At 40.8% G+C, this 16,924-nt stretch carries 14 protein-coding genes; 1 reads left to right on the top strand and 13 read right to left on the bottom strand.

Annotated features, from left to right (window positions below; translation table 11 throughout):
• Window positions 1-3: 3 nt before the first annotated feature.
• From PQ578_RS02715 to PQ578_RS02675, 9 genes are all read right to left on the bottom strand, one after another.
• Entirely contained in the window at window positions 4-1,143 is a 1,140-nt protein-coding gene (locus PQ578_RS02715) for a glycerate kinase (protein WP_273832095.1), read from the bottom strand.
• Window positions 1,140-2,864, bottom strand: a complete 1,725-nt coding sequence (locus tag PQ578_RS02710) for a sugar phosphorylase (RefSeq protein WP_273832094.1) — start codon at window positions 2,862-2,864, stop codon at window positions 1,140-1,142. The genes PQ578_RS02715 and PQ578_RS02710 overlap by 4 nt, the downstream gene beginning before the upstream one ends.
• Window positions 2,865-3,006: 142 nt before the next feature.
• Complete coding sequence (locus tag PQ578_RS02705) at window positions 3,007-4,200, bottom strand: CdaR family transcriptional regulator (protein WP_273832093.1); 1,194 nt, start codon at window positions 4,198-4,200, stop codon at window positions 3,007-3,009.
• Window positions 4,201-4,344: 144 nt separating this feature from the next.
• The gene (locus tag PQ578_RS02700; protein ID WP_273832092.1) at window positions 4,345-5,211 is read right to left on the bottom strand and encodes a transglutaminase family protein; all 867 of its coding nucleotides are present in this window, start codon (window positions 5,209-5,211) and stop codon (window positions 4,345-4,347) included.
• A complete protein-coding gene (locus PQ578_RS02695) occupies window positions 5,208-6,173 on the bottom strand; it encodes an alpha-E domain-containing protein (RefSeq protein ID WP_273832091.1) in 966 nt (321 codons plus the stop codon). Before PQ578_RS02695 ends, PQ578_RS02700 begins: the two co-directional genes overlap by 4 nt.
• A 20-nt stretch (window positions 6,174-6,193) precedes the next feature.
• The gene (locus PQ578_RS02690) at window positions 6,194-7,639 is read right to left on the bottom strand and encodes a circularly permuted type 2 ATP-grasp protein (protein ID WP_273832090.1); all 1,446 of its coding nucleotides are present in this window, start codon (window positions 7,637-7,639) and stop codon (window positions 6,194-6,196) included.
• Between the two features lie 160 nt (window positions 7,640-7,799).
• Window positions 7,800-8,552: a carbohydrate ABC transporter permease gene (locus PQ578_RS02685; RefSeq protein WP_373560787.1), complete on the bottom strand. Its 753-nt coding sequence runs from the start codon at window positions 8,550-8,552 to the stop codon at window positions 7,800-7,802.
• Window positions 8,553-8,620: 68 nt separating this feature from the next.
• Window positions 8,621-9,562, bottom strand: coding sequence for a carbohydrate ABC transporter permease (locus PQ578_RS02680; protein ID WP_420541527.1), 942 nt, complete (start codon window positions 9,560-9,562; stop codon window positions 8,621-8,623).
• A 74-nt stretch (window positions 9,563-9,636) separates the two neighbouring features.
• Entirely contained in the window at window positions 9,637-10,929 is a 1,293-nt protein-coding gene (locus tag PQ578_RS02675; protein WP_273832087.1) for an ABC transporter substrate-binding protein, read from the bottom strand.
• A 212-nt stretch (window positions 10,930-11,141) separates the two neighbouring features.
• On the opposite strand from PQ578_RS02675, the gene PQ578_RS02670 reads away from it, so the two are divergent.
• Window positions 11,142-11,744 (top strand): YdcF family protein, encoded by a 603-nt coding sequence (locus PQ578_RS02670; RefSeq protein WP_273832086.1) that lies wholly within the window; start codon window positions 11,142-11,144, stop codon window positions 11,742-11,744.
• Between the two features lie 107 nt (window positions 11,745-11,851).
• On the opposite strand, the gene PQ578_RS02665 is transcribed toward PQ578_RS02670, so the two are convergent.
• The 4 genes from PQ578_RS02665 to PQ578_RS02650 form a co-directional block, all read right to left on the bottom strand.
• Window positions 11,852-12,658: an alpha/beta fold hydrolase gene (locus tag PQ578_RS02665; RefSeq protein WP_273832085.1), complete on the bottom strand. Its 807-nt coding sequence runs from the start codon at window positions 12,656-12,658 to the stop codon at window positions 11,852-11,854.
• A 162-nt stretch (window positions 12,659-12,820) separates the two neighbouring features.
• Window positions 12,821-14,374 carry a response regulator gene (locus PQ578_RS02660; protein ID WP_273832084.1) on the bottom strand — a complete coding sequence of 518 codons (1,554 nt, stop codon included), beginning with the start codon at window positions 14,372-14,374 and terminating at the stop codon, window positions 12,821-12,823.
• The gene (locus tag PQ578_RS02655) at window positions 14,367-15,815 is read right to left on the bottom strand and encodes a sensor histidine kinase (protein ID WP_273832083.1); all 1,449 of its coding nucleotides are present in this window, start codon (window positions 15,813-15,815) and stop codon (window positions 14,367-14,369) included. The genes PQ578_RS02660 and PQ578_RS02655 overlap by 8 nt, the downstream gene beginning before the upstream one ends.
• Window positions 15,812-16,810: a sugar-binding protein gene (locus tag PQ578_RS02650; protein ID WP_273832082.1), complete on the bottom strand. Its 999-nt coding sequence runs from the start codon at window positions 16,808-16,810 to the stop codon at window positions 15,812-15,814. Before PQ578_RS02650 ends, PQ578_RS02655 begins: the two co-directional genes overlap by 4 nt.
• Window positions 16,811-16,924 lie beyond the last annotated feature (114 nt).

Genomic DNA, 16,924 nt, shown 5'->3' with positions numbered 1-16,924 from the left:
CTTCTATTCCCCCTTTTCTTCACTAATCCATTGGTATAGCGTCATAAAGCGCTTGCTAGCACGATATAATAAATCAGGTCCTCGTCTTATTGCTTCCTTCAATTCCATTGGTTCATCAATAATAGGTAGAACGGTCATGATGCCTTTCTCTTTATCTTCTATAATCGTTGAAGTCCCAGCGAAAGCGATTGCAGGAACATTAACAGATTTAGCTAGCTCAGAAATACCTGAAGGTACTTTCCCATATAACGTTTGGGAATCTAACTTTCCTTCCCCTGTAATCACCAAGTGACTCGACTTCATTTGTTCTTTAAGACAGCTATGTTCAGCTATTAAAGAGAATCCGCTCATAAAAATGGGATCTAAGAAAGCTAGTAAGCTAAAACCAAACCCGCCAGCTGCTCCGCTCCCCTCGCTGTTCTCCAAATTCATGCCGATTTTTTCATTCACTCTATTTGCATAATTATTCATTCCAGCTTCAAATCTAGTTATATCACTAACACCTTTTTGTGGTCCGAACACAGAAATAGCGCCTTCCTCTCCAAGTAAAGGATTTGTTACGTCAGACGCTACCACAATTTCCACATCTTTCAGACGAAAATCTAATGATGTCAGATCAATAGTAGAAATATGAGCCAGTGTAGCTCCATTCGCCTTTATTCTCTGACCTTTCTGATCGCGAAATTGCACGCCTAATGCTTCAAAACAACCCGTTCCTGCGTCTACAGTTGCACTACCTCCCAAACCGAGTATGATTTTTCGAGCTTTCTTATCGAGAGCGTGTTTGATTAACTCTCCTGTTCCATAAGTAGATGCTTGATCTGGATCTAGTTCACTTTCTTCAAGCAGCGGAAGACCAGATGCAGAGGCTGTTTCAATAATCGCAGTAGATGTCGATTCTACCCAACTATATGTCGCCATGATTGGGCGACCGAGCGGATCGCTAATGCCATCAACCGTGACCTCTTGTCCATTAAGAATGTTCGCTAATGCTTCAACTGTGCCTTCTCCTCCATCAGCCATCGGAACAAGAATTGTTTCTGCATCAGGAAAGACTTCCTTTATCCCACAATTAATAGCTTGAGCCGCGGTAAGACTGCTCATGGACCCTTTAAAAGAATCAGGAGCTATCACGATTCTCATGAACTCACCTCCGATGAGCGCAACCAAAGCACTTCATAAGGAGATAACGTTATATCTGAAGAAATTTCACATTCGGAAATGAGATCGAAAGCAGTACCATCAAAATAAGAATCCAGTATTTCTCGTTTAAGCGTAACGGTGTCATCTGAAACATTTGTAATCGCTACCACTCTGTCTCCTGTTTGTTCATTCGTTCGAACAACAGAGAATACGCGACGATCCAATTCTAAAACTTGTTGAGAAGCATTTGGGTGAAAAGCTTTATTTGATTTGCGAATACGGATTAGTGTCTTAAGGTCATTGAACACTAGATACCGCATACTTCCTTCTGTTTGAAGCTCTTTTTCCAGACTTGATCTTGTTAACTTCTCGCGATTAATCGAACGATAACGTCCTGTTTCTTTGACGCCATCCTGATCGTTTTGAGATCCTAGTAAACTATGAACGTAAATACCAGGAACACCCATCAATGAAAGCAGTACAGATTGAGCTGCAATAAAACGATTTGATTTCTTCTCATTCGATTCACCGTTAGTTGAAATCGCATCCAAATAATTGATGTTTAATTCATATGGGCTCTTAGTACCGTCCCCATTATCTTTATAAGATACGTATCCGCCATTTGCTTGTACTTTATCCGCCATTCTCTGTACTTCAGACGTTGTTAGAATACCTTCAACTGGTCGAACTCCTATTCCATCATGAGAAGCAAGAAAGTTAAAATACGTCGTTGAGTCTGTAGTCGGTTCAAGTGATTTTGCCCATTGCGTCAACTCCGATGCCTCTCCTGTTTGAAACGAATGAAGCGTTAATGGAGGTAAAGGGAATTGATAAACAAGATGTGCTTCATTTGAACCGTTTCCAAAATAACTGATGTTATCTTTATGAGGAACGTTGGTTTCTGTTATAACGATGGTGCCTGGTGCCGCTTCCTCAAGCACTTCTCTCATAACCTGGACTAGCAAATGCGTTTCTTCCAGGTGGATCGATGTCGTGCCGAGCTTCTTCCACATAAAACCTATCGCATCTAATCTTAAAAAACGGGCTCCTTTCTCAACATAGGTGAGAAGAATATCAAGTATTTCAAGAAGCACACGATCACTCTCATAATTTAAGTCAATTTGATCTTCACTAAACGTCGTCCAAATGTGCTTTTCTCCATTACTCGTTTCAACTGTTGTTAATAGAGGAAGCGCTCGCGGGCGCGTCACTTTGCTATAGTCAGCCTCAGGATCGGCTTCAACGAAGTAATCCTGATACGCCTCGTTACCTTTCAAATACTCTTTAAACCATTTGCTTTTACTTGAAATATGGTTAATAACCGCGTCAAACATTAAGTCTGATTGATGAGAAAGTGCTCGAATGTCATCCCAGCTACCAAGCTCTTCATTTATCGTTCTATAATCCATTACCGAAAAGCCATCATCACTCGAGTAAGGATAAAAAGGAAGAATATGCACCGCATTAATTTCATTTGTAAGATGATCCGATAAAAATTTTCGAAGCGTTTTAAGAGGGGCCTCTCCTTCTTCTTTAATAGAATCACCATATGTGATCATCATAATATCTTTTTCATCAACCCATTTTTTCTCAGGCTCGATTTGCTTCTGCTTATATGTTTCAATTAAATCCATTACTTCTGAGGTCACAGAAAGCGCTCGTTGCTCCCCGTAGAGCTGTCCTAATTTATTCACTATGCTTTTCTTCACTGTCGTTTCCATATGTCCTGCCTCCCGATTGTTATTCTACTATTAGTGTATTAAAGGTTTCGAAAGCATTCTATGTTACGAAAAACCAAAATAAAAGCTAATTTATCTTGTGTTTTAGTATGCATAACAAAAGACACCTTCGAGAAGGTGCCTTTTACGTTGGGTTTGATTTATAAAAAGCAAGAGCCACTTGTAGAAGAACAGAATCCTCATAGTTTCGTGGGTCATATCCAGTCCATTCACTTATTTTCTTTAAGCGGTATTGGAGAGTGTTCTTATGAATAAATAATTCACTAGATGCTTTTTGGATGGAGCCGTTTGCTTTGTAAAATGTTTCAAGTGTTTGAATCAATTGATCTTTTTTCTCGACTCTTTCTAAGGGAAGAATACGCTCAACAAAATCTAATCTCACTTCTGGCGAAAGATCATACAAGAAAGATTCAATACCTAGCTGATCATAGAAAAATAAATTACTTTGCTTTCGGGAATGAAGCAAGGCTTTCTCTGATTCTTGTACAGATTTTGAAATTTCTCTCGGCGTGTTATACATCCTTCCAATACCGGCTGCCATTGTAAAAGGATAAGTTGATTCAATCGCCTGTTGGATTTTTTCCAAACGAAATTGAATCTTACGTTTACGATTCGATTCAGGAACCTGATCATTAACAGAAAGTAACAGTGTATATCGAGTACTTCCTGTTGGGATAATCACATGCTGACTATTAGGTGGGAACCTCGATTGAATTTCTTGAAGAATAGCACGACGAAAACGTTGAATCTCAAGTTCTCCTTTAACATCAGCTTGATAGCTTGATAGCTTTTCATAAATTAAATCATTCATACCAATCATATCTAGAATAACTGCCACTCTTGGGATGTGAACATTAATGCCAAGAATCCAGCCTCTTGAGGCAAATAATTTATCGTTGTCCCACTTACCATCAATCCATTCATCAATAAACGCTTCTTTTGCTCGATCTTCTAGCTCAAGCTGCTCATCCAGATAGGCTTCCTTAACAAGAATCTCAGTCATTTTTTGAATAACCTCACCCATCTGCTTGATTTCTTCAGGTTCTCCAGTAATGCCGATCACACCAATAATCTGATCATGCAAGAAAACGGGTAAATTTATTCCTTTTCTCGTCCCTTCTAACTCATTATCCTCTTCGATCACTAAACTTCTTTGCTGTTGCAAAACATTGTAGGCTCCTTCATGAAAGTGCCCGATACGATTTGGGTCCGTACTGGCAATAATCTTTCCTTCTCCGTCCATAAAATTAATGTTACGACTAATGATTCCTTCTGTTTCCTCTACAATTGATTGAGCAAGTGGAGGTGAAATAATCATCCATTCACGCCTCATTTCTTTATGTTTAGCGTAAGGTAATTACTTAACAGAATAGCTTCTATTAAATCCTTACTTGATCGACTCTTTCATCGCTAGCAAATGAGAGTCATTACCCAAAGTTATCATAAAAAAACGGTCAGCTCCTTACCCGCTGACCCGCTCTTCTAAATTTTTCACTCCGACACTTACGTTAAGCGTTTGAGCACCGCCGATATAAACCCCTTTTAACGGAGAAATATCACGATAGTCTCGTCCTACTGCTATGCGAATATGCTGCTCTCTAGCAATCGCATTATTCGTTGGATCGAATCCAATCCATGCTAATCCCGGAACTTTCACCTCAATCCACGCATGCGTTGCTGCATCGCCGCGATAAGCGGAGTTTTCTCCGATGTAAATGTACCCGCTCACGTACCGTGCCGGAATCCCTCGATGCCGACAAAGAGCAAGCATTAAATGAGTGTAATCCTGACAAACGCCCGTACGATGAGTTAAGATTTTCTCAGCTGTTGTCTCTACGTTCGTTGCTCCAGAAACATACTCCATTGTGTTGTAAATATGTTCATTTAACTTCACTGCAAAATCAAGCTCATCTTGCGCATTTGCCCAGAGTTCTCGCGTTTCTTCTTCCATTACATGCTTTGAAATCGTCGTATAATCCGTCTCAATCATATATTCCGTATAAGCCTGTTTAAACGATTCTGAATGAAGTTCCGTTCGCTGCTGATCCGTCAATGGTAACGTAACATCTAAGCCTAGCGGATGAACTTCAACCGTTGAAACGGTTTCAATCTCAAGATCCTGATGCTCACCCCAAAGATAGAACGTCTCGACATAGTTGCCCCAATAATCCGTATGGCCGTAAGTTTTGCTATCAGGTTGAATGCGAACGCGATAATCATGAAGCGTTTGTTGCACATCATGGAGCGGACGCAATCTGAACTGATTGATGCTCTGCCTTACTGGCAACTCATATTCATAAGTGTTCGTTTGGGTAACTTCGTATTTCATGGTATCACAACTTCCCCCAGATAATAGGTTTTCGTAATGTGCATGCCAATCGTCATACAGCGGTGTTGAAAACTTTGAAGAAACGCATGGGCACCTTGATTGAGAATTTCTTCAATCGAAAAATCGTAAAGGTCATTGGAAAGATGTTCGAGCTCCTGTGCAAGTGACTCTGAATAATGTTCAACATGTCCATCTTCGAGCGCTACGAAGGCGTTTCGTACTTTTTGGATACAGTACATCATTGACCTAGGAAACTCAGCATTTAGAATGAAGAACTCAGCCACATTCCGACTTTTAATTAACGGACGATACGTTTTAATATAAGCTTCGTGGCCACTGACTGACTGAAGAACAGACCACCAATGATGATACTCCACAATTTCTTTATTCTGATAGCACTCTAAATTTTTATGATAATACACATCTAGGATGCGAGCGGCTTTTTCAGCCCTTTCCAGGTGTTTACCCATTTCCATGAAAAGGTAAGCATCCCCTCGTGGCATTGTTGCTTCAACAATTCCTTGAAAGAGAAGAGAATCCTTTTTTACAAACTCACAAATGTCACTAATTTCTTCCATTGTCCAGGGGGTATGACTCTGCTTCTTTAATTTTAAATAAAACGAATTGATGCTCTCCCATAATTCATTCGGAATAATTTCTCGAACGGCTCTAGCATTTTCTCTTGCGATCGTAATGGTATTTAGAATAGAATTTGGATTTTTTAATGAGAACAATAAAAACTCCATCACATTACGATCAATTGGATGTTGATATTCTTCATCAAACACCTCTTGAAAACCGCTAATTTCAATGAGCTCGTACCAGTTTTGATTCGTTTCATCAATCGGATTAGCATTTTCAAGACGGCTCGTTAACTTTACCGCTATTAATCGTGAATTATTTTCTGCTCTCTCCACATTCCTGGCTAACCAATACACTGAATCAGCTACTCTGCTTAGCATTGAAAGTGCTCCCTCCTCTTCTAAATATGTATTGGATTTTCTTCAAGCACCCATGTATCTTTTGCGCCCCCACCTTGTGACGAATTGACGACAAGGGAACCTTCTTTTAGCGCGACACGTGTTAACCCTCCAGGGAAAACGTGCGTCTTTTCTCCTCCAAAAATAAAAACGCGAAGATCAACGTGACAAGCGGCAAAGCGGTCTTCTTTAAAAGCCGGCAAGCGAGATAGCTTGATTGTTGGCTGAGCGATAAATTCAGATGGGTTTTTAAGAATTTGTTGTCGATAGGCTTCAATCTCTTCCTTAGAAGCATGAGGGCCAATTAGCATATTGTAGCCACCTGAAGCGTTCGTATGTTTTACGACTAGCTCTGACAAATGATCAAGGACATATTCTAGCTGATCGTCATATCGTAAAAGATATGTATCAACATTTTTGACTAGTGGTTCTTCCTTTAAGTAATAACGAATCATGTCAGGGACAAAATGATAGATCGCTTTATCATCAGCAACCCCGTTGCCAATTCCATTTAAAATCGATACATTTCCTGCACGGTAGACGTCGATCAAGCCTGGCACGCCAAGTAAGGAATCTTCACGAAATTCAAGTGGATCCAGAAACTCATCATCGATCCGTCGATAAATAACATCTACTTTTTTCAACCCTCGAGCGGTTTTCATATAGACTTGTCGTTCCCTTACAACAAGATCTCTTCCCTCAACAAGTTCAATGCCCGTTCGCTGAGCGATAAATGAATGATCATAGTAAGCTGAATTATGAACGCCCGGTGTTAAGAGGACAATTGTTGGTGAAGAACTGCCTTCTGGAGCAAGTGAAGCCATAGCGGAATGAAGATAGGAAAACTGCTGTTCAAGAGACTGAACAGAATATTGATTAAAAAATTCAGGATACACTTTTCTCATGACATAACGATTTTGAAAAACATAGGAGAGGCCCGAGGGGTTCCGTAGGTTATCTTCTAAAACGCGATACTCACCGTTATCGTCTCGAATTAAATCAATGCCCGCCATAAAAATGTGCTGCCTTCTTGGAAGATCGATCCCTGCTACCTGCTGAAAGAAATGCTGACAATTCACGACGAGATCACGTGGAATAATGCCGTCTTTTAGGATGTGTTGTTCGTGATAGACATCATCTAAAAATGCATTCAAAGCATCGAAGCGCTGCATGAGTCCACGCTCAAGCTCCTGCCATTCATCTGGAGGAATAATTTTTGGAACAAAATCAAACGGCATCGTTCGTTCCGTTCCTTCGTTATCACTATAAACTGTAAATGTTATGCCCTGCCTGAGAAAATCACTCTGCGCTAACTCATAGCGCGATTGCAATTCTTCAGGCGCTACTTCGTTTAATTTTTCATGGAACGGTTTGCAATGTCCTCTCGGCTCCTTGCCTTTCTGAAGCATTTCGTCAAAGTAACCATCTACATGATAAGAATGAAACATCGGCACTCCCCCTCCATTTAAGTACGTTCACATATCAATTTTACCATTTTTCTAACTATTCTAACAAATTTTTAGATAAAAAGGCGAAATTCCTCTATTTGTAGAAAAAACTTCTTTTTTAGCAAACAAAAAAGAACAGCATAAGCTGCTCTTTCAGTCGCTATCCTTTTACTGACCCTGCAAGTAATCCTTTCACAAAAAACTTTCCGAGAAAAATATAAACGAGAAGAGTAGGAAGTGCGGCTAAAAGCGCTCCGGCCATTTGGACGTTCCATTGCACAATTTGACTTCCCGATAGATTCTGTAGCGCCACCATAACAGGCTGCTGATCCGATGTCGTGATCGTTACGGCAAATAAGAATTCATTCCATATGTTCGTAAACTGCCAGATCGCTACAACCACAAAGCCTGTAATCGATAGGGGAATCATAATAAAACGGTAGACTCCTAGAAATCCCGCACCATCGATTTTCGCGGATTCAATCATTGAATCAGGAATGCTTGCATAGAAGTTTCGAAACATGAGTGTTGTAATCGGAATGCCATAAACAACGTGAACAAACACAAGTCCTGCGATCGAATTATACAATCCAATTTCTCTCAGAAACTGAATTAAAGGGATAAGGATACTTTGATAAGGGATGAACATCCCAAATAAAATGACAGTAAACAGCGTATTGGCGCCTTTGAATTTCCATTTAGAAAGAACATATCCGTTCAGTGAACCTAAAAGAGCTGAAAGAAGCGTAGCCGGTATGACAAGATAAAAACTATTTAATAAATTCGGTGCGAGCTTCGTAAATGCTTCGGAATAGCTACTAAAATCTAAAGATGTTGGCAGCTGCCACATTTGACTTAATGTCACTTCTTCAAGTGGCTTCAAACTCGTAATAATCATCACGTAAACTGGCATAAGGTAAAAGCAAGAAAGGACAATAAGTAGAAAGTAGAGAATGGGACGTGTGAACGATCGTATAGCCACTAGGCTTCCCCCTTCCGACTCGACCAGAGGTAAGGAACGATAAAGATCGCAACCGCTAAAAGCATGACGACAGCAATCGCTGCGCCGTTCGCGTAATAATTTCCTCTGAACGTCGTTTCATACATATACACACCAGGTACGTCTGTGACAAAGTTTGCACCCGGCCCCGTCATCGCATAAATTAAATCGAAAATTTTAAGAGAAATGTGCGCCATAATAATAATCACGCTAACAGTAATTGGACGAAGGATTGGCATAATAATTTTCCAATACACCTGAAATTCATTTGCACCATCCATCCGAGCCGCTTCCCTTACTTCTTCCGGAACACCTCTTAAACCGGCAAGATACATAGCTACTGAAAAACCGGTCATTTGCCAGACGGCCGCGATGACAACCGCAATCATTGCAATCGGGATACCAAATTCGATTTTCCCCCATCCAATCGCAGGGAAAATCGTTGTATCCGTATACCACTTTGAATCAAGACCGAGCTTTGCAAGGAACAAATTCACCCCTGTGGAAGGATTCAATAGCCATTGCCATACCACCCCTGTGACGACAAAAGAAAGCGCCATTGGAAAGAAAAAAATGTTTCGAAACAGCGACTCTTGCTGGATCTTTTGGTCTAAAAGAACAGCCAGAAACTGACCCACCACGATCACCGCTAAAATAAATATAATTGTAAAAAAGAGGGTATTTCGCAAGTCAGCTTGAAAGCGAAAATCACTAAACAGATAAAGATAATTTTTCAATCCGACAAAAGAAAAATCTGGGACAAGCGAATTCCAATTGCTTAATGATACGTAGCCGGTCCATCCGATAAAGCCATAAACGAAAACACCAACTAAAAGAATCGATGGAATAAGAAAGCCAATCGCAAGCATGTGATCTTTTGTAAGCGACCGTTTTTTTCGCGTTGATACAGTGACCGATCTCATCGCAGTTTCTGTCTTCATCATCATCCCCCTTACCATTCAAAAAGGGAGAAGAGCCATTCTTCTCCCTGCTCAATTTACTTAAGATCACCCGAAGCATTTTCAAGGGAACCAATTAATTGATCAACATCTTGCTGCGTTACAAAAATATTAATCGCCTGGTTTACTTTCGTAACAAAACCTTCAGGTGCAGCTGATCCGTGCGCAAGACTCGGTGCGAGACTTGCACTCTTGAAATCTTCAATCGTTTCTTTTCCATATTCATCATAGTTTGATAGATCAGCATCTACACGAGCTGGAATGGAACCTTTTAAAGGATTAAATGCATCCTGCCCTTCAACAGAGCCAAGAACAGATAAGAATTTCTTAACGTCTTCAGGATTTGCTACACCCTTTGGCAAACCAAACGTATCCGTAATTACCATAAACATCCCTTCAGTACCTGGCGTTGCCACCCAACCAAAGTCCTCTTTCACCTTCAAATTAAGATCATTCACAAAGTAACCCTTCGCCCAATCTCCCATGACGTTCATCGCGGCTTCTCCATCTGCGACGAGCTGAGAAGCATCTTGCCAGTTACGAGAGCTATGGTCTTCGTTTACGTAGCTTAGCATCTTTTTATAATTCTCAGCCGCTTCCTTTACTTTCGGGTCGCTAAACGCCAGTTCGCCTGTGAAAAGCTTTTTGTAATCATCAGCCCCAAGCGTCCCTAATAACGCTGTTTCAAATAGGTGTGTCGCTGTCCAGGGCTCTTTGTCACCAAGTGCAAGTGGCGTAACGCCTGCTTCCTGTAGCTGGTCCGCTGCAGTAAAAAACTCATCGAATGTAGTCGGCGGCTCAACGCCATTCTCTTCAAAAACGCTCGTGTTATACCAGAGAACGTTTCCACGATGAATATTCACTGGAACGGAGTAAATATCGCCGTCTTTACTAACAAGATCAATTAAATCTTCTGGAAATTTATCTTCCCAACCTTCCGACTCGTAAAGATCGTTAAGCGTTTCCATTTTTCCCGCTGCAACCCAACCGTCATTTAGCTCAGAACCACCATGAACTTGAAACGTTGCAGGAGGATCATCACCCTGCATGCGACTTGCAAGTACTGCCTTTGCATTCGTTCCTGCTCCGCCAGCAACGGCAGCGTTTTCGACTTCAATATCAGGATATTCTTCTTTAAATAAATCAATAAGCGCATTCAATCCATCTTCTTCCCCAGCACCTGTCCACCAGCTGAAAATATCAAGTGTTTCTTCATTATTTGACTCGCTATTGCCGTTTGTTTCCCCAGAACTCGAACAAGCAGAGAGTGGTACCAGAGCTAACACTAGAATTAAAAACCAACCGGTAAATGATTTAAGCCTTCCCTTCATACGATCGATCCCCCCATATCTTTTGTTACTCTTACTCTATCAAAATAAATTCTCACAAAATTATGTAAGCGCCTTCATAATTTTGTGGTTACCTTCACTTTTTTGTGGTTGTTTCATAAGCTAGTACAAGACAAATGAAAGAAGGGTCTTCTCATGCAAAGAGAGAATGATAAGGTAAGCAGATATTTCTGTTCGATTGAGGTGAAAATGAAGTGAAGTTATCCGAATTAAATCCGGACACTCTCTCAAGAGAAGAAATTACAACGTTAATGTTTCATGACACCATAGATGATCAGCAAACCGGGGAATGTATTCTCGTGTTTGGTGCCAAAACAATTCACCGCGTCATTAAAGCAGCAGACCTCTATCACGATAAGCGAGCCCCTAAAATTCTCGTATCTGGTTCCGCAGCAAGATGGGGAGAAAATGAAGAACCTGAAGCCATATGGATGAGAGATCGGTTAGTCGAACTTGGTGTACCATCTGAAGATATCCTTCTGGAGCTCGAAGCTGCAAATACAACAGAGAATGTACTCGCCTCGCTTATGGTGCTACAACGCTCCATCGGTCTTAATCAGATTCATCGACTCCTGATCGTCAGCTCTCCCTATCATATGAAAAGATGCCACCTCACCCTTACAACGTATATGCCAGATTGGATCTCTTATAGCTTTTGTAGTGACGATCGCGAATCAGGACAGCGAAACAACTGGTGGAAAGATGAGCGAGAGAAGGCGCGAGTGATGAAAGAACTCCATTCGATTCAGCGGTATGTTAAGGACGGTATATTGAAAGATGGGGATGTGCGTAGATAAACAAGAATAGGATTCCATTATTTCAATGAATAGCTAAACGCCCAGCCACATATTGGCTGGGCGTTTTTTATTGAAGAATCATCTTCGCATTAAATCATTTTTTATATTTATAAAGCAGGAGAAATGCTTGTCCGTGCACGATTTCTCTTGAAAAACGCCATGGAAGCAACATTAAATTCTCGAGGTTTTTCAACATTACAAACATGACCGCATTGCTCTAGAATGAAATGGTTTGCCTGTTCATCACTTTTTGTATCCTCTAGCAAAGGCTTCAGGAAAAGGTGATCCTGTTCACCTGAAATGTATAGTTTCGGGATGTTTCCACTATTTTCTTGGACATCCATGTAAGTTTCTTTTACGTGAGGAGCCAGTTTATACCATGCAAGAAAATCGCTTCGATTCATTTTCAGGGCTTCTCTAATAAAGAGCTTTCGTGAACGCGCGTGATTCGATTTTGGCATCATGACATAAGCAAACAATTTATATAACCACATATATGGAATAAAAGATTTCACTGCATTTCCAGCCATCAGCAAAAAGGAAGCTAAGGGATTGAATCGCGTAATCGCTCCACCAAGCACAGCACTTTGAACACGTTCAGGTGCCTGTTGTAGCAAGTGATGTACCGCAACTGAACCTAGTGAAATGCCCACTAAATGGGCTTTCGTAATCTTCAGTTGATCGAGAAGAGCGAGAATTTCATTAGCAATTAGTTCACTAGTAAAAGGTTTCCCATAGCTAGACGTACTTGGTGATTGGCCATGACCTGGTAAGTTTATCGCTAACACATGATACTTCTTTTTGTATGTGCCTATTTGGTGACAGAAGATCCCGTAGTTTCCTCCGAGACCATGTAGCAAGACGATCGTTTCACTGCCACTGACCTTGTTTTTGTAAAGCTTATAATCAAGCATGATGATAATTCCTCTCTGTTTAAGGGATGTTGCGTCCCATAATTGCGTCTCAAGACAGTATAACTTTAGAATGGTGGAGAAGGAAATAGGTAAATGGGTAATGACAAGAAACCGTCAATGCTTACTAGCAATCACGCAGCCAATTTCCTCTCTATCCTATTTTCATACCAATAACTTGTCACGATATTGTGAAGGCGACAAACCGGCTTTTCGTTTAAATACTCGACTGAAATAATTCGGATCTTTATATCCGACGTTGAAACAAATCTCTTTTAAACTTTTGGAGGCATCCAGCATCTCTCGTTTTGCTTCGCCAATCCGAACTTCTGTAACGTAATCAATGAATGTCATGCCGCTCTTATCTTTAAATAATTTACTGACGTAATAAGGGCTAAGCTCAACGTGCTCCGCTGCTTCTTCAAGGGTGAGCTGTTTATGAAAATGAGCTCGAATGTATTGCTTGACCTGTTCAAGACGATCCCCACCATGGAGCGCACGCCATTCCTGGACATGCACACTTAACTTCCTGAGCTTTTCTCGCGCTAGATTGGTAGCTTCATACTCATTTTCCGCACGGATGTATGCATAAGAAGATAAGAAGATTCCATTGTTTTGAAGAATACGTTCAGCGACAAGAAAGAGTTCATTCAGTTTTTGAACATAAGTGGAAGCTGGTTCAACTGAAATCATTTCAACATACACATCAAGTTCTTTCATCGCTCTTGTGAAGTCACCATTGTTGATCGCATTGATAACAATCGACTCCTGCTCCTGTGTGCGATCTTGTCTAGGTACGTTAGCACTTTTCCCTTCATGATAAAAGGCATAAGTGACATCTTGTTCAACATCTAGATCACGAACAGTATGAAGGGCTTCTCGATAAGATGCGACAAATTGCTCGGCTTCCTTATATGGCCTCCCTACCCCAATACAAACCGCTACGCCAAAATGCTGATAGAATCCATGAAGAAGGTTTCGTAACATAGGCTGTAATTTCGCTTTTAGCCGCTTGTCTTTCTCCTGAAGGCTGTCACTAAAAAGGAAGCAGGGTAAATAGAATTCATCTCTTACTCCGATTAAAGCTTCACCAGGAAAGGCGCTTTTCACTTTCTTTTTAATCCACTGAACCATTTCATTGAAGCGATCCTGTTTGTTTGGAAACTTAAAAACAAGGGCATAACCTGCTGTCGTTTGAAAGCCAAGCAGTTCGCTCCATTCAGCAGGACTGAACTCTGTTACTTGATTCATTAAGATCGCATTCATCCACTCACCTTCAAGTAAGTGAACGGCTTTTGCAAGCTGTGCTTGAACATGGTCTTTTTTGGCAGCTTCTTCACGCTCTATTTCAAGTTCTGTAGAGACACGTGAAAGGGCAGCTAGAATTTCACTCTTACGTCCTGGCTTTAACAAATATTCTTTCACCCCTTGCTGCATCACGTCTCTTGCATAGTTAAATGTGTCAAAAGCAGAAAGCATAATAAATCGAATGTTAGGATGGTTGCGCTTAATCGTTCTAACTGCCTCTATCCCATCAATCCCAGGCATTTTAATGTCCATAAAAACAATATTCGGTTGAAATTCGCCTACAAACGAAATTGCTTCTCTCCCATTTTTCGCTTTTACTAGTTTTACCTTATCGCCATATTCTCTTGTTATCATCATTTCGATTGCATCCCGCTCCAGCTGCTCGTCATCGACAATCATGATTTTAAGCAAATTGTTCATCTCCTTTTTGTTTTCTATAAGGTAAATTCAGTCGAACCGTTGTTCCAACTTCTTTAGAAGAATGAACGGTCATTGAACCGGCCTGCTGTGAGAACAATTCAATTCGTTTCTTCACATTTTGCATGCCAAGACCCGTAGAATGACCCTGTCTATTTTCAATAAGCGAATGTTCATCATTGGAAAATAATTGTGACAGCCTTGTCGTTTCCATTCCTACTCCGTTATCCGCCACCTCGATAATGACATCGTTTTGTTCCGCATAAATGCGAATCATAATTTCGCCACCCTCTTCATACGTTTCCACACCGTGTATAAAAGCATTTTCAACAATTGGCTGAAGCGTTAGCACAGGGATCTTGCAGTCTAGAACGTTCTCGTCTGCGATCACATCAAATTTCACTCGTTCACCAAACCGCGACTTCTGAATAAAAAAATATTCTCTCACAATCGTTAATTCGTCTTTTAATGTCACGTCTTTTGCTAGATTTCCAAGATTGTAACGTAGAAGAGCGGCTACCGATTCAATAAGCTCACTCGTTTGTTCAGCCCCTTCAATATAAGCACGTCTTGAAATCGTATTAAGGGTATTAAAAAGAAAGTGAGGATTCATCTGACTTTGAAGACTTTTTAACTCCATTTCCTTTAAAAGCTGATCGAGCTCTGATTTTTGCTTCATTTCAATAATTAATCCTTGTATATTTTCCTGCATGCGGTAAAAGGTTTCTGCCAATAACTGCAGTTCACTTCTCGATTTTACGACAACTTTATTTGCCGTAAAATCTCCCTTTGCTAGTTTTTTAGCTGCAGCCGCAAGTTCATGAATCGGTTTTGTAATGGCACTTGAAAACCAGAAGGCCATTAAGAAGCTAAAGATAATCATGGAAACGAATAACGAAATCCCCATCCACTGAAGGTAGGAACTTTTTTGATCCATTTCATTGTAAAAAGTGCGGTAATCCGTTAATTCAGAATTAATAAGCGTTAAGGTGGTTTCCTGAATAAAGGCAGAGATTTGCGCCGCTTCGTTTAAGTGACCTGAATATTGATTAATTTCCTGCCTCTGAAAAGCCTGTACGGTAATGTCGCATTCAAGTAAAAAGCTTTCGATCATGTTTTCATAATTTGTAACGATTTGATCGTTTCCTTCATTTTTCACTGTATCGAGGAGCTCTTCCTTTTCTTGTGAAAGAATTTTTCGTTCAGTCGCATAAGCGGTTAATTCTGTTTGCGTTCGTGCCGTTAAATACGTATTCATCGCTTCATAGACGGTGTTGGTTTGTTGCGAGATTTCATTTAAGACGATAAACCGCTCAAAACTCGTGTGATAATCATCAATCGTACGCTGACTGCTATGAAACAAGTAAAACGCGACACCGTTCATCAAAATAACAAGCAATGTAAAAAAGAGAATAAATCTCGCTTGAATTTTCATTGTTGTTTCATCCCTCCCGGCGTCATTGTTTCTGTTTCTATCAAGTCTTTCTGCCGCACTACATCTGTCATCGTGTGGTGATAGGTAGAAACCTTATCACCTTCAAGCACTTGAATCATCAATTCTACGGCGTCATATCCCATCTCATATGGTTTTTGTTCAACAGTCGCTTCAAGCTTTCCCTCTTTAAGAAGTTGAAGGGTTTCCGGGAGAATATCAAACCCAATCACATAAACGCGATCCGTCATGCCAATGCTTTCAAGAACTTGAACAATGCCGATCGCATCAAGGGCACTCGTTCCGTAAAAGGCATTAACGTCAGGGTAATCTTTTATCATCTCATACGTTTTTTCAGCTGCTTGGATTCGTGTAATTTGAGATTCAGCAATAGCAACGACGTTCACGCGATCGCTCCCTTTAATCGCATCTTTAAATCCCTCGACCCGAAGCTTTTGATTTGCTGAATCATAACGGCCCGTAATGATGCCAACCTTTACCTCATCTTCTGTATCTTTTAGTAACGCTTGTCCTGCTAGAAACCCAGCATAATAATTATCCGTTCCAACGTACGCCACGCGCTTACTTTCAGGAGCATCCGTATCTATAGTTAGAAAAGGAATCCCTTTTTCTGATACGCGATTAATAATCGTAGGTGACACCTCTTGATTCAATCCTTGCGCGATGATGCCATCCACTTTTGATGCAGCCGCCATTTCAATCATTTTCATATGTTCATCAAGGTTAGCTTGTTTGGGGCCCGTATACTGTAATGACACATGATGCTTCTCAGCTGCAGCGCGTGCTCCTTTTTCGACAAGTCGCCAATAATCATTATCAACCTCTTCCGTAACAAGAACGAAGCGATAATCCGGAGCTTTATAAGAAGCAGAAGGACGGTCTGGGGTTAAATTGAAAGCCCTTACAGAATAGAATAGAAAAAAAGAAAAGGTTACCGTTACTAGCAAACCACCAATCACGTATATCCAGCGCGCCATTGATTTACCTCCTTTTTGGGGTCATCGCTACCGGTGACGTCACCGGTAGCGATGACCCCCTCCCCAGACACGTTTGCAGCCTCGGCGGACTAGCCGTTTGTCCAAATATATCGA

Source organism: Guptibacillus sedimenti, assembly GCF_028610665.1.
Taxonomy (GTDB): domain Bacteria; phylum Bacillota; class Bacilli; order Bacillales; family Guptibacillaceae; genus Guptibacillus; species Guptibacillus sedimenti.
Note: the sequence above shows the minus strand (reverse complement) of the source record. Positions and strands in the feature narration are given on the sequence as shown.